This window comes from Fusobacterium sp. IOR10, from assembly GCF_010367435.1.
Lineage (GTDB): Bacteria > Fusobacteriota > Fusobacteriia > Fusobacteriales > Fusobacteriaceae > Fusobacterium_B.
This window is the reverse complement of sequence record NZ_WJWY01000022.1, coordinates 17,055-35,685: the sequence shown is the minus strand read 5'-3', so window position 1 is coordinate 35,685 and position 18,631 is coordinate 17,055. Positions and strand designations below refer to the sequence as shown.

17 protein-coding genes are annotated in these 18,631 nt (G+C 27.2%); 1 reads left to right on the top strand and 16 read right to left on the bottom strand.

What is annotated here, in order from left to right:
• Positions 1 to 130 precede the first annotated feature (130 nt).
• From trmB to ptsG, 12 genes are all read right to left on the bottom strand, one after another.
• Entirely contained in the window at positions 131 to 829 is a 699-nt protein-coding gene (trmB, locus tag GIL12_RS10150) for a tRNA (guanosine(46)-N7)-methyltransferase TrmB (protein ID WP_239056080.1), read from the bottom strand.
• 13 nt (positions 830 to 842) lie between these two features.
• Positions 843 to 2,075, bottom strand: a complete 1,233-nt coding sequence (locus GIL12_RS10145) for a 3-deoxy-D-manno-octulosonic acid transferase (protein WP_239056079.1) — start codon at positions 2,073 to 2,075, stop codon at positions 843 to 845.
• A gap of 1 nt (position 2,076) precedes the next feature.
• Positions 2,077 to 2,739 (bottom strand): (d)CMP kinase, encoded by a 663-nt coding sequence (gene cmk, locus GIL12_RS07200; protein ID WP_163469830.1) that lies wholly within the window; start codon positions 2,737 to 2,739, stop codon positions 2,077 to 2,079.
• Between the two features lie 26 nt (positions 2,740 to 2,765).
• The gene (gene prmA / locus GIL12_RS07195; protein ID WP_163469829.1) at positions 2,766 to 3,695 is read right to left on the bottom strand and encodes a 50S ribosomal protein L11 methyltransferase; all 930 of its coding nucleotides are present in this window, start codon (positions 3,693 to 3,695) and stop codon (positions 2,766 to 2,768) included.
• A 9-nt stretch (positions 3,696 to 3,704) separates the two neighbouring features.
• Positions 3,705 to 4,496 carry a TIGR00282 family metallophosphoesterase gene (locus GIL12_RS07190; protein ID WP_163469828.1) on the bottom strand — a complete coding sequence of 264 codons (792 nt, stop codon included), beginning with the start codon at positions 4,494 to 4,496 and terminating at the stop codon, positions 3,705 to 3,707.
• Positions 4,497 to 4,618: 122 nt separating this feature from the next.
• Complete coding sequence (rny, locus tag GIL12_RS07185) at positions 4,619 to 6,184, bottom strand: ribonuclease Y (RefSeq protein WP_163469827.1); 1,566 nt, start codon at positions 6,182 to 6,184, stop codon at positions 4,619 to 4,621.
• Between the two features lie 16 nt (positions 6,185 to 6,200).
• The gene (locus GIL12_RS07180) at positions 6,201 to 6,551 is read right to left on the bottom strand and encodes an STAS domain-containing protein (protein ID WP_163469826.1); all 351 of its coding nucleotides are present in this window, start codon (positions 6,549 to 6,551) and stop codon (positions 6,201 to 6,203) included.
• A gap of 4 nt (positions 6,552 to 6,555) precedes the next feature.
• The gene (locus GIL12_RS07175) at positions 6,556 to 6,951 is read right to left on the bottom strand and encodes an ATP-binding protein (RefSeq protein WP_239056078.1); all 396 of its coding nucleotides are present in this window, start codon (positions 6,949 to 6,951) and stop codon (positions 6,556 to 6,558) included.
• Complete coding sequence (locus tag GIL12_RS07170; RefSeq protein ID WP_163469824.1) at positions 6,938 to 7,324, bottom strand: hypothetical protein; 387 nt, start codon at positions 7,322 to 7,324, stop codon at positions 6,938 to 6,940. Before GIL12_RS07170 ends, GIL12_RS07175 begins: the two co-directional genes overlap by 14 nt.
• 65 nt (positions 7,325 to 7,389) lie before the next feature.
• Positions 7,390 to 8,301, bottom strand: a complete 912-nt coding sequence (gene miaA, locus GIL12_RS07165) for a tRNA (adenosine(37)-N6)-dimethylallyltransferase MiaA (RefSeq protein ID WP_163469823.1) — start codon at positions 8,299 to 8,301, stop codon at positions 7,390 to 7,392.
• A 16-nt stretch (positions 8,302 to 8,317) separates the two neighbouring features.
• Entirely contained in the window at positions 8,318 to 9,604 is a 1,287-nt protein-coding gene (obgE, locus tag GIL12_RS07160) for a GTPase ObgE (RefSeq protein ID WP_163469822.1), read from the bottom strand.
• Between the two features lie 269 nt (positions 9,605 to 9,873).
• Positions 9,874 to 11,352 carry a glucose-specific PTS transporter subunit IIBC gene (gene ptsG / locus GIL12_RS07155; protein WP_163469821.1) on the bottom strand — a complete coding sequence of 493 codons (1,479 nt, stop codon included), beginning with the start codon at positions 11,350 to 11,352 and terminating at the stop codon, positions 9,874 to 9,876.
• Between the two features lie 210 nt (positions 11,353 to 11,562).
• Between ptsG and GIL12_RS07150 the strand changes: the two genes are divergently transcribed.
• The gene (locus GIL12_RS07150) at positions 11,563 to 12,675 is read left to right on the top strand and encodes a Mu transposase C-terminal domain-containing protein (RefSeq protein ID WP_163469820.1); all 1,113 of its coding nucleotides are present in this window, start codon (positions 11,563 to 11,565) and stop codon (positions 12,673 to 12,675) included.
• Between the two features lie 58 nt (positions 12,676 to 12,733).
• Here GIL12_RS07150 and hpf read toward each other — a convergent pair whose 3' ends face one another.
• The 4 genes from hpf to GIL12_RS07130 form a co-directional block, all read right to left on the bottom strand.
• Positions 12,734 to 13,282, bottom strand: coding sequence for a ribosome hibernation-promoting factor, HPF/YfiA family (gene hpf / locus GIL12_RS07145; RefSeq protein WP_163469819.1), 549 nt, complete (start codon positions 13,280 to 13,282; stop codon positions 12,734 to 12,736).
• An 82-nt stretch (positions 13,283 to 13,364) separates the two neighbouring features.
• Entirely contained in the window at positions 13,365 to 14,048 is a 684-nt protein-coding gene (locus GIL12_RS07140; RefSeq protein ID WP_163469818.1) for an ABC transporter ATP-binding protein, read from the bottom strand.
• Positions 14,041 to 15,204 carry an ABC transporter permease gene (locus tag GIL12_RS07135; protein ID WP_163469817.1) on the bottom strand — a complete coding sequence of 388 codons (1,164 nt, stop codon included), beginning with the start codon at positions 15,202 to 15,204 and terminating at the stop codon, positions 14,041 to 14,043. Before GIL12_RS07135 ends, GIL12_RS07140 begins: the two co-directional genes overlap by 8 nt.
• Before the next feature lie 17 nt (positions 15,205 to 15,221).
• The gene (locus GIL12_RS07130) at positions 15,222 to 18,584 is read right to left on the bottom strand and encodes an insulinase family protein (protein ID WP_163469816.1); all 3,363 of its coding nucleotides are present in this window, start codon (positions 18,582 to 18,584) and stop codon (positions 15,222 to 15,224) included.
• Between the last annotated feature and the right edge of the window lie 47 nt (positions 18,585 to 18,631).

The window sequence follows — 18,631 nt, the reverse complement described above, 5'->3', positions numbered from 1 at the left end:
TAAGAAATAGAATTTTAATTTATAGCAATTTAACAAAAATAAAAATTCCTTCAGCATAAAGCTGAAGGAACAAAAACATTATTTATTTTTTTATTTTTCTCCACCAACACCAGTTGACAAAGAACCTTTTTTATTTTATTTTTTCTATTTCTATATAATTTATATTTTTTTGAAATTTATTTAAAAATAATTCTTCAAACTCTGTTAAAATATTATTTTCAGATTTTTCACTATTATGTAAATCACAAGTATTATAAACAACCTTATAATTTTTTAATTCTTTAGATAGTTCTAATACATCTTCATAATAGGCGTCATGGTCTGTTTTAAAAAATAATTTTCCTCCAATCTTTAAAACTTTATCTAAAGTTTCAAATAAAGGTAGCTGAATTATTCTATTTCTTTCATTTCCTTCCCAAGGATCTGGAAAGTTTATATACATTCCTGAAATTTCATTTTCACCAACAAATTCAGGTATTTCTTCCCCAAATCTTTTTATAAATAATACATTTTTTAAATCAATTTTTTTTGATTTTCTAGCAGAAGTGTGTAATCTTTTAAATCTAAGCTCAATGGCTATATGATTTACTTTTGGATATTTTTCACACATACCTATTGCAAAATTCCCACTTCCTGAACCTATTTCCACATATATTGGATTATTATTTCCAAAATATTCTTTCCATTTTCCCTTATATGAATCCATAATTTCTTTGTCATACATTATGTATTCTGGATATTCCTTTAATCTTTCCATATATGGGTTATAATTTTTTTTAGGTCTCTTGAAAAAATGACTCCAATATTCTTTTTTTATTTGATCTGACATTAATCCTCCAAATTTATTTTATTATTTTATCTATTTCTTGTAATATTTTTAAAGCTACATTTCTATTTTCATTGAAGAAATCTTCTATTTCTTTATTTTCAACAGTGTGATTTTCTATTACTTCTATTGACTTTAATATATCCTTAGAATTTTCAACTTTAAAACCTATGTTTCTTTTTAGAATTTCTTTAGAAATATCCTTTACATTTTGAAGATACTTTCCAAAAATAGGAGTTTTCCTAAAAAATAATGGTTCTAGCAGGCTGTGTCCTCCAATATTTACCAAGGTTCCCCCTACAAAGGCAACATCACTAATAGAATAAAACTTCCTTAAAATACCCATTTCATCAACTATTATAATATCTTTTTCCCCTTGTTCATCTTTGATTTCACTTAATTTTTCAAAGGAAAAGTTGTTATCCAATAATAATTTTTCTAGTTTAGGAATTCTCTCCAAATGTCTAGGAACTAGAACTAAAACATAGTTTTTTAGATTTTTAAAAACTTCTAATAAAATCTCATCTTCCCCTGTTCTAGTACTTCCTGCAACTAATATTTTTCTATTTCCTGCTTTTATTTTATTTTTTAGTTCTAATTTTTCTTCCATTGAATAATCTTCTATTTCAATATCAAATTTTAAATTTCCAACAACAAAAACCTTAGATTCTGTAGCACCTATCTCTTTTATCCTCTTTGCATCTATTTCAGTTTGCATGTAAAATTTATCTATTTCCCCTGTTAATAAAGCCTTAGTAATAGATTTTAATTTTAAATATTTTCTGTAACTTCTATCTGATATTCTTCCATTTACTAAAATAACTTTAGCCCTTTTAGAACTCAATTTTATTAAGTTTGGCCAAATTTCTGTTTCAATGATTATTAATAATTTAATATTTATTTTAGACAATATTTTTTTTATCATGAAATAATCATCTATGGGAAAGTAACAAATATCAATTCTATCTTCATTTTCATATTTTTTATTAGCTATTTTATACCCAGTATCTGTGAACATACTTATTAAAATATTCTCTTTTCTTTCTAGCAATATTTTTTTTATTAAAGAATCTGATAAATTAATTTCCCCAACAGAAGAACAATGAATCCAAATATAATCTTTTCCTTTTTTTAAATTATTAAAATTTTGAAAAAGTCTTTTTATTATAAATTTTCTTTTTTTACCACTAAAAATAATTATTATAGATAAAGGGATATATAATATTAATCTTAAAAAATTATATATCATTTTATTCACCTTTTTTTTCTTTTATATATTTTTCTAAAATGTCAACTGTTTCATCAATTTTCATAAGGCTAGAATCTAACTCAATTGCATCTTTTGCCTTTTTTAAAGGACTTTCCTCTCTATGAGAATCTATGTAATCTCTTTTCCTTATATCTTCTATAACTTTGTCATAGTCTTCTTGTATTCCCTTTGCAGCATAATCTTCAACTCTTCTCCTTGCCCTTTCCTCTGGAGAAGCTACTAAAAATATTTTTAAATCTGCATTTGGAAAAACAACAGTACCTATATCTCTACCATCTAAAACAACATCTTTCCCAAAGGAAATTTTTCTTTGAAGAATTACTAATTTTTCTCTAACTTCTTTTATTTTAGCAGCAAATGAAACTTTTTCTGTAACTCTTGGCGTTCTTATTTCAGAAGAAACGTCCTCACCATTTAGTATAAATTTTTCATTTATTATATCTATTTCAATTAAGGGCAATATCTTTTTTATCTCTTCAATGTTATTAAAATCCACATTATTATTTAAAAAATATAAAGCCACCATTCTATACATAGCCCCTGTATCTAAATATGTTAAATTAAATCTTTTTGCTAAAAGTTTTGCAATGGTACTTTTCCCACTTCCAGCAGGTCCATCTATAGCCACTATAAAATTTCCCATATTGTTTTACTCCCCCTCACCATTTGTTAGGCTTTCATTAAAATTGCTCTCCATTCTTTATCTTCTTTTACTTCTAAAATTTCAAGCCCTTGAGATTCTATTGCTTTTTTCATTTCTTCCAATTTATCTTCTATTATTCCTGAAAATATTACTAGCCCATCTTTTCTAACTACTTTGGAAATATCTTTAAGTAATATTAATAGTACATCTGCTAATATATTTGCAACAACAACATCAAATTTATCTTCCTTTACCACTGAAATTAAATCCCCTGCATAGGCCTTTGCTTTCTCTAAAGAAACCTTATTTAGCTCTAAGTTTTCCTTGGCAACTTCAATTGCCATTGGATCAATATCAGTACCTATAATTTCCTTTGCCCCTAGTTTTTCTGCTGCAACCATTAATATTCCTGATCCTGTTCCCACATCTATTACCCTATCTTGATCACTTATATTTTCTTCCATTAATTTTATACAAAGTGATGTAGTTGGATGTGTTCCTGTACCAAAGGCCCTTCCTGGATCTATTTCTATAACCAATTCATCTTCCAATGGTTCATAATCTCTCCAAGTTGGTTTTACTACAAATCTATTACTTATTTTTTGAGTATAAAAATATTTTTTCCAACTATTTTGATAATCTTCCTCTTCATAATCATAAAAATCAACTGTATAGATAACATCTTCCCTTTGGGAAAACTTTTCTTCAAAGGCATTTAATATTGCCTTTCTTCTTTTTTCAGCATAAAAATTCAATGGAAAATATGCTGATACAGCGTGATCCACCATAAGAAAATCCTTTTCATTTTTGTAGAAATCCAAGGGATTTTTATGAGTCATTGGCTCTTCTATTTTTAAACCTGTTGCACCAAAGTCATAAAAAATATCTCCTATTTCCTTTTTAGATTTTTCAATGTCTTCACTTTCAAAAATAACTTTTATTTCTTCAACTTTCATTATAACTCCTTAGTATATTTCTATTTGAGATAAAGACATATTTATTCTATCTATTCTTGTACATTCCCCTGTCTCTTCGTCGATTTCAATATCCAATCCATTTAATCTTTCTTTTCCATTAGCTATTTCAAATCTTTGAGGAAGACACTCTATGAACTTAGGAATTATTGATTTTGCATCCATCCCTATAACTCCATTATCTGAACCAGTCATACCAACATCTGATATATATCCTGTTCCTTCTAAAAGAATTTTTTCATCTGCTGTTTGAACATGTGTATGTGTCCCATATAAAACTGAAATTTTCCCATCAAAATATCTTCCCATGGCTATCTTTTCTGAAGTCGCCTCTGCATGGAAATCAACAATGATTATTTTACATTCTCTTTTTATTTCTTCTATAACTTCTGAAAATCTTGTAAAAGGGCAATCTGTTGGAGGCATGAAAACTCTACCTTGCAATGAAACTACTCCTACTTTTATGCCTGATCTACTTTTTACTATTGTATAACCTTTTCCTGGAACTCCCTTTGGATAATTTAGTGGTCTAAGTAATCTATCTGTTCCTTCTAAATAAGTGTAAATCTCTTTTTTATCCCAAATATGGTTACCACTTGTAATTACATCTACTCCTAAAGCATAAAATTCTTCAGCTATTTTTGATGTTATTCCAAATCCTGCTGCAGAGTTTTCTCCATTAGCTACTATAAAGTCATACTTTTCCTTAAAATTTCTAACATATTTCTCAAATGTTTTTCTTCCTGGTCTTCCTACTATATCTCCAACTACTAATACTCTCATACTTCCTTCTTTCTATTTTAAAATTTTATATTATGCTCCACAATTATAACATTTTTTATATTAAAATCAAAATCCTTTAAATAAAAAAAGAGAGTATCTAAATACTCTCCTTATTTTCTTATTTATTTTGCATATTCTGTTGCTCTAGTTTCTCTTAAAATAGTAACTCTTATTTGTCCTGGATATTGCATAGTTTCTTCTATTTTTTTAGCCATATCCCTTGCCATAACTGTTGCTTCATCATCATTTACAACATCTGGATTAATTATGATTCTAATTTCTCTTCCAGCTTGTATAGCATAAGATGATTCTACACCTTTAAAAGATTTAGCAATTTCTTCTAAATCTGATAATCTTTTTAAGTAAGATGATAGTGTTTCCATTCTAGCTCCTGGTCTTGATGCTGACACAGCGTCTCCAGCTTGAACTAATACAGCTTCCACAGTACTTGGTTCAACTTCGTTATGATGAGCCTTAACTGCATTTATAACTGGTTCTTTTTCTCCATATTTCTTTAAGAATTCTGCACCTATAATTGCGTGAGAAGATTCTGTTTCATGTGTTAAAACTTTACCTATATCATGTAACAATCCTGCTCTTTTTGCAAGTTTAGTATTTGCTCCTAATTCAGCTGCTAAATTTGATGCTAACTTAGCTACTTCTATTGAATGCACTAATACATTTTGTCCATAACTTGTTCTATATTTTAATCTACCTAATACTTTTATTATTTCAGGATGTACACCTTGTACTCCAACTTCTATTAAAGCTTGTTCCCCTGCTTCTAATATATCTTTTTCAATTTCTTTTTTAGATTTATTAACTAATTCTTCAATTTTTCCCGGATGTATTCTACCATCAGCTATTAATTTTTCGATAGCTCTTTTTGCTATTTCTCTCTTAACACCATCGTAACTTGAAAGAACCACTGCTTCTGGAGTGTCATCTATTATTATATCTACCCCTGTTAAAGTTTCTATTGTTCTTATATTTCTTCCTTCTCTACCTATGATTCTTCCTTTCATTTCATCGTTTGGAAGATTAACAACTGATACTGTTGAATCTACAACATATTCAGATGCTGCTTTTCCTATAACAGTTGAAAGTATTCTTTTGGAAATATTGTCTTTAGTTTCTTTTAATCTAGCTTCATATTCTTTTATTGCAACAGCTGATTCATGAACTAAATTATCCTTTAATTTAACAATTAATAATTCTTTAGCTTCTTCCTTTGAAAGTCCTGAAATTCTTTCTAATTCATTTTCTTCTCTCTCTATTAATTTTCCAATTTCAAGGCTTTTAGTTTCTAATTCTTTTGATTTTTCTTCTAAACGAGAAGTTTTTTCCTCTATTTTTTCTAATTTGTTATCTAAGTTTTCTTCTTTCTTTGTTAATCTTAAATCTTTTTGAAGCATCTCATTTTTAGCTATTTTTATTTCTTTATCTGCTTCTTCTTTTAAATGAAAAATTGTTTCTTTAGCCTTTAATTCTATATCTTTTCTTAAAATATTTGCTTCTGCCTCAGCATTCTTTATTATTTCTTTTGATTTTATTTGAGCTTTTAATTGCTCATCTTCCATATCTCTTAATTCTAATATTTTTTTATCTATTGTTGATTTTTTGTATACTATAGCAAAAATTATTGCGAATCCTAGTATCCCAGTACCTATCCCTAGTGCATAACCCATATATTCACTTCCTTATTTATTTTTTAAAGCTATCTAAAGCCTCTTTTTCGTTTTCAAATATTTCAAATATTTCATCTAACCCAATCATTTCAAATATAGATTTAATATGGTCGTTTAAGTTTGAAAGCTTTATATCTCCACCTATTTCCTTTGTAGATTTTAATTTTCCTCTTAATATTCCCATTGCCAAACTATTAATGTGAACTAATTCTTTAAAATTTATAATAAACTTAGTTTCCCCATTTTCCATTTCCTTTGAAATTTTTTCTTTTAATTTAGGGGCTACTAAAGCATCTAGTTCTCCAGCTACTTCTATTACAACAACTTCTCCTTCTTTTCTTTCTAATATATTGAAATTCGCATCCATATTGTTAATTACCCTCCTTAATTTTTTTTTCAACTTTAAATTTAGTTCCATTTAGCTTTTTCTCAATTTTAAAGTTATCTGACATTTTTTTTGCTATCTTTAGACCCATTCCGCCTTCTTCTTTGCTTAATTTCTCATCATCAAAACCAATCCCATTATCTTCTACTACCAACCTTATAATATTATTATCCTTTTCAACTGTGATTATTAACTCTCCAGGTTGATATTGATACCCGTGTTCTACAACATTTGTTGCAAGTTCATCCACTATTGTCAAAATCTCCATAATATTTCTATCTTCTATATTGTGAAGATTTAAATAAGTTTTTATTAATGATCTAATAACGGAAAGATTTTCTAAAGCTGAAGAAACAAGAAGTTTTATTTCATTCTTTTTCAATATTTTTTCTCCCATCTTCCACCCTCTCTATTTTCCATTTTCCTTTTACAAGCTTATATTTTCCATGTAAATAAATAACTTCTTCTGAAAAAACAAAACCTATAATATTTTCAGCATGTGTCCCTGTTATTTTAGTTTTACCAAATACTATGTTTGCATTTTTAAAATTATATTTTTTCAACTCTTCTATTGTTTTTCTATTATAAATACTCTGTTCAAAATCATTCTCAATAGCTGAAATATTATTATTCTTAATATTCACCTTAATGTCCCTTAAAAAACTATTTATATTTTCATCTCCAATCTTTACTTGATTGTTTGAACAAGAGATAAATAAAAAAATTAAAGCAAAAAAAACTACTATTTTTTTCATAGGTGTAACTCCCATTAAATACTATTTTATGATATCATAACTGATAATATTTATCAAGTTAATTATTAATATACCTTTGATGAATAAAGCTTTTGAATCTCTGATATTATTTCCTCTTCTGACATTTTATCAATGTCCAATACTACATAATCTTTATCTTTTTTAAACCAAGTTATTTGTCTTTTAGCATATCTTCTTGAATTTTTTTTAATGGCATTTATTCCCTCTTCTAAGGAACTATTCCCCTCTAAAAAATTAATAAGCTCATTATAGCCTATAATATTTATTTTTTTTAAAATTTCTCCACCATATTTTTCATATAAAAATTTTACTTCTTCCAAAAGACCTTGTTCCATCATTATATCAACTCTTTTGTTTATTCTTTCATATAATGATTCTCTATCTCTAGTAAGATAAAGCTTTAAAAATTTATAGTTATTATTTTTTATATTTTTTTTAGAAATTTCTGAAAATTTCTCCCCTGTTAATAGACAAACTTCCAAAGCTCTCTCAACTCTTTTTCTATTATTTTCATGAATTAAATTTGCACTTTCTTCGTCTAATTCTTTTAATTTTGTTAAAAGTTCAGAATCTGAAAATTTCTCCATATTCTGCCTTAATTTTTTATCTGCTCCTGGTAAATCTGATAACCCATCTGTAATTGACCTAATATACAGACCAGTTCCCCCTGTTAAGATTATATTTTTATTTTCTTTTTCCTTTTCAAATAATATCTCGTCAACTTTTTTTTGATAATTACCAACACTATATTTTTCAACAGGATCAACTATATCAAGCATATAGTGTTTTATCCCTTGTTTTTCTTCCTCTGTTATTTTAGCAGTTCCAATATCCATACCTCTATAAACTTGAGCTGAATCTGCAGAGATTATATCCCCTTGTAATAATTTAGCTATTTTCAAAGATAACTCAGTTTTACCTACTCCAGTAGGCCCAGCTATAACTATTCCTATCATTTATTTTCTCCTTTAACTATTCAACGTAATCAAATTCTACATCTGCTATTCTTATAGTATCCCCATCTTGAACTCCTGCTTCTCTCAATGCTTCTTCTAGTCCTAGATTTTTCAACATATGTATAAATGTTATTACTGATTCTTCTTCATAAGTTATTATGTATTTAGCTAAAACTCCGTCAACCATAGCTCCATCAACATCATAAAGTCCCTCTTCAGTTTCAGTAATAATAAATGGTGCTTTGGTAGTTTTTTGTTCCTTAATAACTTGTAATATATTTGCTTCTTCCTCTAAAGGTTCCCTTTTAATATCTTGAAGCAATGTATATGTTTCATTGATAACTTCTTTTATTCCATCTCCTAATATAACTGATATTGGATAAATCTTATGACCATCTGCTTCAACATATTTTTTAAATTCTTCATATTTTTCTGTTTCCCATAATAAATCCATTTTATTTGCTAATATTATTTGTTTTTTATTTGCTAATTTTTCACTAAATTTTGTTAATTCTTTATTTATTTTTTTGTAGTCTTCAATAGGATCTCTTCCTTCTATTCCTGAAACATCAACAATATGATAAATCATTTTGCATCTTTCAATATGTCTTAAGAATTTATCCCCAAGTCCAACTCCTTCACTTGCACCTTCTATTAACCCTGGTATATCTGCAATAACAAAGGATCTTTCTTCTCCTAATCTAATTACTCCTAATTTAGGTTCAAGAGTTGTAAAGTGGTAAGCTCCCACTTTTGATTTAGCTGAAGAAACTTTATTTATCAAACTTGATTTCCCAACTGAAGGATATCCAACAAGAGCAACATCTGCTAGAAGTTTTAGTTCTAATTTAACCTTTACCTCTGCTCCTTCTCTTCCTTTTTCTGCCATTTTAGGTGCTCTTCTTATTGAATTTTTAAATTTCTCATTTCCAAATCCACCTTTTCCACCTCTTAAAAATACTCTATGTTCCCCAAGAGTATTCATATCTAATAATAATTTTCCGCTTTCATAATCTCTAACTTGAGTTCCAACTGGAACCTTTATTACTAAATCTTCTCCATTTTTACCAAAACATCTTTTTTTAGCTCCGTTTCCACCATCTTCAGCTTGAAATTTTTTCTTAAATTTAAAATCAACAAGGGTGTTTATGTTAGAGTCTGCTACAAATCTAACTTCTCCACCTCTTCCACCGTCTCCACCATCTGGTCCACCAAATTGGATGAATTTTTCTCTTCTAAACGTGGCAGCTCCATCCCCACCATTTCCAGCTTTTACTGTAATTACAACTTCATCTATAAACATCTTTTAATCTCCTTAATTTTAATTTTCTTATACAAAAATTTGTATCTATTCATTATTATTATAACATTTTTTATTATTTATAGATATTTATTTTTCTTCTTTTTATTGTAAAATTCATTTATTTGTGCTTACCTAAATTAAAGATCAGCAAATATAGATTTTATATTTAATAGATTATTCTTTGTATTAATAATCTAAACAAAAAAACTCGCAGAACTGCGAGTTTTTTGTGTGTTTTTTGTGGTGTATCTATTTTGTGAAAAATTTATTTATATTCCTGTGATTTCCTTTAAATCATTGCAAATAAATTGTGCTTTTGATCCAAATATTGCTTGCACTCCATTTTCTCCAACTTTTAAAACTCCTGATGCCCCTAAATTTTTGAGATCTTTATCCTTTACTAAGGCTGTGTCCTTTACTTCAACTCTTAGTCTAGTTATACACGCATCTAAAGAAACTAAATTCTCTTTTCCTCCTAAAGCTTCCAATACAGATACTGCTAATTCATCCCCTTGAACAGTTTCAGCTTCCCCTGTAATTTCTTCACTTCCTGGAGTCATTAAATTCCATTTTCTAATTGCAAACCTAAATCCAAAGTAATAAACTACTGCTAAAATTAATCCAACAACTATTACTAAATACCAACGAGTTTGAAAACCTGAAGTTCCTGGTAACACTCCAAATACAATATAGTCAATTAATCCTCCTGAAAATGTCATACCTATTCTAACTTTTAACATATTCATTAACATGAAAGATAAACCTGCAAATATACAGTGAAATCCATATAGGATTGGTGCTACAAATAGGAAAGAAAATTCAATTGGCTCTGTTATTCCAGTTAAAAAAGATGTTAAAGCTGCTGAAAATAATATACCTGCTACAATTTTTTTCTTCTCAGGTCTTGCTTCATGATACATTGCTAAAGCTGCTGCTGGAAGTCCAAACATCATAAATGGGAACTTTCCTGTCATAAATTTACCTGCTCCTTGGTAACTTGCAGCAGAGAAGTTTGTAACTCCATCTTTAAGCATTGCAAACCAAATTGCTTGATCTCCATTTATTATTTGACCTGCATGATTTGTATAGTCTCCAAATTGGAACCAAAATGGTGCATAGAATATGTGATGTAGTCCAAATGGTATTAAAGATCTTTCAACCACTCCAAATATAAAGGTTGAAATATTTGTATTTGTTCCATTTGCTAAGTAACTAAGTTTAGCAAGACCTATTTGAACTGGTCTCCAAATTGCTGGCATTGCAAGTCCTATTAAGAAAGCTACAACTGCTGTTACTATTGGAACTAATCTTTTTCCTGCAAAGAATCCTAAAAATGGTGGCAATTCTGTTTTATAAAATTTCTTATAACAAATTGCTGCAATTATCCCTGCAATTAATCCCCCAAAAACCCCTGTTTGTAAAGTTGGAACTCCCATGACCATTGCATATGCTGGGTTTCCAGCTTTAATTCCAGCTTCAGCTCCTGAAACAATACCCATTGTTGTATTCATTATTAATATTGCCACAACTGATGCTAAAGCTGCAACTCCATCTCCTCCAACAAGACCAATTGCAACACCAACTGCAAATAATAATGGTAAATTAGCAAATATTATTCCTCCTGCTTGTTCCATTAGAGGAATTCCTAATTTATTACCAAATGCCAAAAATAATCCTGCTGCTGGTAATATAGCAACTGGTGTCATCAATGCTTTTCCAACTTTTTGAACTTCTGAAAAAATTTTCACCTTCATCTCTCCTTTTTGTTTTTATAGTTTTTTATGTATCATTTTTTCTTTTTATGTAAGAAAATAATAACTTTTTATTCTAAAAAAGTCAAGTTTTTTTTCAATTAATTTGAGCTTTTTTTATTTTCAACAACTTTTAATTTGATTTTATGCCTTTTATATAGTAGTATATATTTATTAATACTTCAGAAGAGACGGAGGAAATAAACTATGGATAATAGCAATGATATTCAAATAAAAAGATTTAAGATAATTGAGCCTTTTTTAAGAAAAGAAAAAAAATTAAAAGAAATAGAAATAGAATCTGGAGTATCCTATGCCACTTTAAAAAGATGGGCTAAATCTTATAAAGAAAATGGAATGCTTGGATTGGATAAGAAAAAAAGAGAGGATAAAAATTCCTTTAAATCTGTAGACGAAAAGGATTTAAAATTAATTAAAAAATTATGTGAAACCAGTGATGATGGTAATACATCTAAACTTTATAATAAATACACTTCTTTTTTAAAAAATAAAAAATACAATATTAGCTATCCTACTTTCTATAGGATAGTTAACAATATTGATCATTTTTTTAAAAAGTCAACAGATTTTCATATTGGAAAAATAAAAAAAGAAAATGAAGTTTATATCGTCATTGAGATACCTACTTATATTCTTCTTAATGTTAACAATGTTAAAAAGGTTCCAAATTTAATTATAATGTTTGATGCATCTAATCTAAGCATTATTAATTTTTCAATAGTACTTGAAACTTCAAATATCTATTCCCTACTTGGATTTATAAGACAAAGTATCTTAAAAGTTTCTTCTCTAAAGGGAAAACTAAATATCCCTAAAGAAATTTTAATTGATACTAAAAACTCTATTCCAAGAAATATTGCAAAATCAATATTTGATGAAACTAAAATAAAGTTATCTGAGTATTCTCACACTCCAAATAATAACGAACTTTTAAGATTTATAAATTTTTTAAAGGAAGATATTTACAAAGAATTTAAACTTAAAAATAAAAATATTTCATCTGATTACTTAAATGCATTCTTAAATTCTTACATTTATTTAGATTCAACAAAATATAATTATATTATTGATTATACACTGTTAGAAAAACAACTACAATTTAGAGTGCTAGATGTTTTTCTTCAATCTTCAACTAGAAAAATTTCATCCTCTGCTTTAAGATTCAAAAATTTATTGTATAGGGATAACCTTTTAAAAAGTTTTGATGGAAAAGAAATAGAGGTGAAATCAAATCCTTTAGATTATAGTTTCTTACATTTATTTTCACATGGAAAATTTATAGGAACAATTGAATTTTAAAATCCAAAAAATAAAAAATAGTGCATGAAAATGCACTATTTTTATATGCTGTATTTTTTTATTTTTCCACTCTTGGTTCTATGTGAGCGTAATTTCCATCTCTTTTTTTATAAACTACATTCATTTCTTCAGTATCACCGTTAAAGAAAACATAGAAATCTTTTCCCATTGTTTCCATTTGAAGTATTGCTTCTTCTAAGTTCATTGGTTTAGCTTCAAGTTCTACTTTCACTATTTGTTTTGTCCAACTAGTTGAAACTTCATTTGTATCCATATTAAAATTAAAAGTTCTTGGTGATTCAGCTGTATTATCATCTCTTAATTTTGATTTATATTTTTTTACTTGTCCTTCTAAAATTGAAGCCGCTTTATCTATTGCAACATAAAGAACTTTTTCTGTTGAAACAGCTTTTAACACGTTCCCGTTAACATTTGTTATCATTTCCGCTGTATGTGATGGTCCTGTTTTCAACTTAACTGCTGATAAAGTTACTGACACGTCTCCTATACGATTAAAATATTTTTCTAATTTTAAAACCTTCTTTTCTGTGTAATCGTTAATTGCGTTAGTTATTGTCAAATGTCTTCCTAATATAGAAACTTTCATAAATCATCACTCCTCTGGGTGCTTCACCCTCTGTTGTTATAATATTATTCGCCATAACTCAAATAATTCCTTTTTTTTATTTTTATTTTTCTAAAACTAATTTTCCATGTTTTACAAAATATTGCTTGTTTGTTATATTAGCCAACTCTTTTGAGTGAGTTACAACTATTATAGTTTGATTATTTTCCTTATTTATTTTTTGCAACAACCTATGAATTTCTTCACTTGTTTCTTCATCTAAATTCCCTGTAGGTTCATCTGCTAAGATTATTTTAGGGTCATTTATTAATGCCCTAGCTATTGCTACCCTTTGCTTTTCTCCACCTGATAATTGACTAGGTTTGTTGTTATACCTTTCCCCTAGACCTATTTTTTTCAATAATGTTTTCGCTTTTTCTTCTATTATTTTTTTATTTGAAAAATCTTCTATTAAACGGGGAATCATAACATTTTCCAAAGCAGTAAATTCTGGTAATAAATAATGAAATTGAAAAACGAAACCTAAATCTTTATTTTTTAATCTGTCTAACTTATTAGACTCAAATTTATCAATTTTGTTATTATTTATATATATTTCTCCACTATCAAAATTATCCAAAAGACCTATTATACCTAATAATGTTGATTTTCCAGATCCAGACTTACCTAAAATTGAAATAAATTCTCCCTCTTCAACCTCTAAGTTTAAATCCTTTAAAATATGTAAATCTTCAGTTTTTCCCCTATATGTTTTATTTATATTCTTCAGTTCTAAAATATTACTCATGTCTTAAAGCCTCCATTGTTTCAAGCTTTCCAGCTCTATAAGCAGGAAATACACTTGATATAAAAACAACTATTAAATTTAAAATAACTATTACTGAAATTTCCTCAAATGAAATTTCCACAGGAACCTTGCTTATATAGTATATTGAAGTGATTCCACTAAGGGTATAATTTTCCAAAATCCAAAGCATACCAAGGGAGATTAGTATTCCTATAATAACCCCTGTTATTCCTATCATCATTCCTTCTAATAAAAATATTTTCATAATACTATTCTTAGAAACTCCCATGGCTCTCATTATTCCTATATCCTTTATTTTTTCCCTAACAAGCATATTCATTATTACCCATATTACAAAGGCTGCTATTAATACTATTAATGAAAAAACAACAACCATAACTGTTTTTTCCAAGGAAAGAGCTGATAATAAATTTTTATTTTGATCTCCCCAAGTTCTATTAAATAAATTAAATTTATCAAATAAAATATTAGATACTTTTTTAGCTTCATAAGGATTTTTTAAATTTATTTCTAAACTAGATATTTCATCATCTTTATAAAGCATATACTGAGCAGTTTTCAATGGAATTATAACCATATTCATATCATACTCATAGTATCCACTTTCAAAAACTCCAGTTATTACAAAGGGAATTTCTTGATTTTCAGAGGAAACTAAAGTTAATTTATCACCAATATTGGCCATCATATCCTTATATAATTCTTTTCCAATATAAACACTATCTTTTTTCTTTAAATCTAATTTACCATATACTATTTTTTCGCTTAAATTCATTCCCTTTTCAGCTTTTTCTATATCTAATCCATCTATTTTAACCCCTGAAACATAATCTCCAAATTCATTTTTATACTTTATTAATCCTTGGGAAGATATTTTAGGAATGATTCCTTTTATTTCTTTTATGTTCATAAGTTCTTTTTCTAAAATATTATAAGATTTTTTAACTCTTGTATCTGTGACAGTTATATGGCTTCCCAATGATAATATACTGTCTATCATATTCTTATCTAATCCATTTGAGATTCCCAAAGAAACTATTAAAACTGTTATTCCTATTACAACTCCCAATACTCCTATTAAACTTTGTTTTTTCTTTTGAAATATATGTTTTCTTGCTATAAAAAATTCAAACATCTCTACTCCAATCACTATTATTTCCCTAAATTATCCCAACCATCAATTTTCAATTGAAGTTTTCCAGTTTCAGGATCCATTATAAGACCATGCACAGCAACATCCTTTGGCATCAAAGGATGGCTTTTAACTTCAGAAACTGTTTGCACCAAAGAACTTTCAACTGATTCAAAACCACTAAGCCACTCTTTTACATCTATTCCTGAATTAGAAAGTAAATTTATAGTGTCTTCTCCTATACCTCTTTTTACAATTTTATCAACTAATTTTTCTGTATTTAAATTACTCATACCACAGTGCAAGTGAGCTACAACATAAACTTCTTTTACTTGGAACTCATAAACACAAACTAAAATACTTCTCATAACACTTCCAAAGGGATGCATTACAACTCCCCCTGCATTTTTTATAAACTTAGCATCTCCGTTTTTTAAATTCATTGCCTTTGGCAATAATTCTGTAAGTCTTGTATCCATACAAGAAAGAACCACTATTTTTTTGTCTGGATATTTTGTAGTTTTAAAGGTTTCATAATCTTTATTAGTTACAAAATCATCATTAAAATCCATTATACTTTCTAAGTATCCCTTTTCTAATTTCATATATATCCTCCATCTATTTTTTTCTTTTTCTGGTTTTAATACAATATTTATATAATTTCTTTTATCTATAAATTTTTTCCCAAATTCAGATAATCTTTTTTCATTAACCAATAAATTATACTTTTCAGGAGTCATTTTTTCATATTTTTCCCTTTCTAGAATTTTATTTTCTAAGAATATCTCCCAATAATAATTTTCCTTTGTTAAATTTTCATAAATATTTTTATAATTTTCCCTAACACTGTTTAAAGTTTTTAAATTTATTTCCCCTTTATTTATCTTTTCAACTTCATTTTGTATTCCTTTTCTAACCTCTAATTCCTTTTTAGGATCAGTTGAGAATCCAATAATTAATAAACTTGGTTCAAATTTATTCATTTTCACATGAACTGATATTCCATAAACTCCACCCATTTTTTCACGGATGTTTTCAGTTAAATTAATTTCTAATATTTTAGCTATTGATTTTCCTAAATATTTATTCTCTTGATTATATTTGACTTTAATTGGATAAAAAATGTTTACTTTAATTTTTTTGTCTATTCCTTTTACAACATTTTCATCTATAATCCCCTCTGGATATTGAATGTTATATTTTATTTTATTAGCTTTATTGGAAGTATTTGCTGGCAATGCTGCAAAATATTTTTCTAAAATATCCTTTAATTTATCTTCCTTTATAGAGCCAACCACAACTATTTTGTACCCATTAAAATCACTAAATTTTTTCTTATATGTTGCAAGTATCCCTTCTTTAGTTATTTTATTTAGCTCTTCCTCTGTAATGAATTTTTTTCTTGGATTATTTTTATATAATATTTCTGTACCCTTATCTTGAAAAACATCTTCAGAAGAATTTTTTCTATTTACAATTATTTTTCTTAAAGTTTCCATATTTATATTGTATATATTATCATCTATTTTTGGATTTTTTACTGCGTTTAAAAAATATTTTAAAGCTTCATTTAAATCTTCCTTTGTGGATATAATATCTATTCCCTGTTTATACTCTGAAATGTAAGGAACAACACTAAAGTTTTTTCCCTTCATATAATTATTTAAATCCTTTACTTCTATGTTCCCCACTCCTGAATCTAATATTACAGAAGTTCCCATAAAAGTATTTAAATAATTTTCATAATTTTCAGTGGAAGTTCCCTCTTCCTTAAATAAAGAAATCAAAACCTCATTTTTTTTAAATTTAGTTTCTTTGTATAGAACCTCTATTCCATTTGATAATGTTAATTCTTTGTAATCAGTTTTATTTTCAATAGAACTAATACTTCCTTTTTTTAATTTCACTTCTTCTAATTTTATATTTTCAGTGATAAACTCTTTTTCTTTTAAGGCATCATTTCTTAATTTTTCCATAAATAATTTAAATTCTTCTTTGCTTTTAAATACTTCCTTTTGCTTTTCAGGAAGAATTAAAATATATGAACCATTATCATTATATATTTCCCTAGCTAATGCCCCAATATATAAGGGATCTATTTCATTTAAATACTTTTTATATATTTCCAAAACTTCCCTTGGAGATAAAAATATTCCATCTGTTATAAATACTTTATTAATTTTTTCAATTATTTCTCCATTATGTATAGAGTCTTTATTTTTAACAAATATACTCAAACCACTTAAAATATCTTTTTTTTCCAATTCCAACTCTTCTTTTCCAATTGGTTTTTCCCCTAAATATCTTAAATTATCATATATTGTCTTAATAGCTTTTTTTTCTTGTCCCTCTGCTAACAATCCATAAATTGATTCATTGAAATCTTTCATATAAATATCGTCACTTAAATCAACATCTAGTAAACTTGTATTTCCTTCTCCTATTTCTCTATAACATCTATTTTTGAATAATCTTTTCACAAGGGTTTTCCCTACAATTTTTTTGAAATATTTTTCATCATATACTAAGGTTCTATCTTTTCTATAAGTAATTTGAAATTCTGGAACTTTAATTTCCTTGTCTTTAAATATTATATAATTATCTTTTAGTTCTTTTAATGGATATTTTTTAGGAACTGTATATTTTCTTTCTGTTTTTTTATTAAAATATTTTTTTACAACACCATCTAAATATTTTTTATCCACATCTCCAACTACTACTATTGCCATATTTTCAGGGTGATACCATTTATGATAAAATTCTTTCATATTTTCTGTCTTAGCACTTTCAACCACTGCCATATCACCTATAACTCTTCTCTTTTCATATTTTGAATTTTTAAATACAGCTTTTTGATAAATTTGTTTATAAACTCTATCTGATAATCCTTGTCCTAATCTCCACTCTTCCTTTATTATTTTTCCCTCTGAATCAATATCCTCTTGATTTAAAGTGGCTTTAAAAACCATTTCATATAATATTTCCATTCCCTTTTGAAATTTATTTCTATCATCTGTTGGTAAATTCAATTTATAAACAGTTTCATAAAAACTAGTATGCGCATTTAAATCTCCACCAAAACTAAGACCTATTGATTCGAAATATTTAACAATACTATTTTTTTTATAATTTTCAGTACCATTGAAACACATATGTTCTAAAAAATGAGCTAATCCCCTTTGATTTTCTTTTTCCTGTAAAGAGCCTGCCTTTACTAGAATATTTATTGATACCCTATTTTCAGGTTTTTTATTTTTATAAAAATAATATGTCATACCATTGTCTAATTTTTCAACTATTAAATCTTTAGAATTGCCTTTTATTTGAGCAAAACACAAACTATTAAGTACCATCATTATAATAACAAATAATTTTTTAAACATATTTTCTCCTTTTATTCTTTCGTAGCTTCTATTTTAATTTTATCATA

What these genes read in the sequence shown, in the direction of transcription:
- trmB (WP_239056080.1), bottom strand. Translation starts at nt 829, where the DNA reads ATGTCAGATCAAATAAAAAAAGAATATTGGAGTCATTTTTTCAAGAGA.
- GIL12_RS10145 (WP_239056079.1), bottom strand. Translation starts at nt 2,075, where the DNA reads ATGATATATAATTTTTTAAGATTAATATTATATATCCCTTTATCTATA.
- cmk (WP_163469830.1), bottom strand. Translation starts at nt 2,739, where the DNA reads ATGGGAAATTTTATAGTGGCTATAGATGGACCTGCTGGAAGTGGGAAA.
- prmA (WP_163469829.1), bottom strand. Translation starts at nt 3,695, where the DNA reads ATGAAAGTTGAAGAAATAAAAGTTATTTTTGAAAGTGAAGACATTGAA.
- GIL12_RS07190 (WP_163469828.1), bottom strand. Translation starts at nt 4,496, where the DNA reads ATGAGAGTATTAGTAGTTGGAGATATAGTAGGAAGACCAGGAAGAAAA.
- rny (WP_163469827.1), bottom strand. Translation starts at nt 6,184, where the DNA reads ATGGGTTATGCACTAGGGATAGGTACTGGGATACTAGGATTCGCAATA.
- GIL12_RS07180 (WP_163469826.1), bottom strand. Translation starts at nt 6,551, where the DNA reads ATGGATGCGAATTTCAATATATTAGAAAGAAAAGAAGGAGAAGTTGTT.
- GIL12_RS07170 (WP_163469824.1), bottom strand. Translation starts at nt 7,324, where the DNA reads ATGAAAAAAATAGTAGTTTTTTTTGCTTTAATTTTTTTATTTATCTCT.
- miaA (WP_163469823.1), bottom strand. Translation starts at nt 8,301, where the DNA reads ATGATAGGAATAGTTATAGCTGGGCCTACTGGAGTAGGTAAAACTGAG.
- obgE (WP_163469822.1), bottom strand. Translation starts at nt 9,604, where the DNA reads ATGTTTATAGATGAAGTTGTAATTACAGTAAAAGCTGGAAATGGTGGG.
- GIL12_RS07150 (WP_163469820.1), top strand. Translation starts at nt 11,563, where the DNA reads ATGGATAATAGCAATGATATTCAAATAAAAAGATTTAAGATAATTGAG.
- hpf (WP_163469819.1), bottom strand. Translation starts at nt 13,282, where the DNA reads ATGAAAGTTTCTATATTAGGAAGACATTTGACAATAACTAACGCAATT.
- GIL12_RS07140 (WP_163469818.1), bottom strand. Translation starts at nt 14,048, where the DNA reads ATGAGTAATATTTTAGAACTGAAGAATATAAATAAAACATATAGGGGA.
- GIL12_RS07135 (WP_163469817.1), bottom strand. Translation starts at nt 15,204, where the DNA reads ATGTTTGAATTTTTTATAGCAAGAAAACATATATTTCAAAAGAAAAAA.
- GIL12_RS07130 (WP_163469816.1), bottom strand. Translation starts at nt 18,584, where the DNA reads ATGTTTAAAAAATTATTTGTTATTATAATGATGGTACTTAATAGTTTG.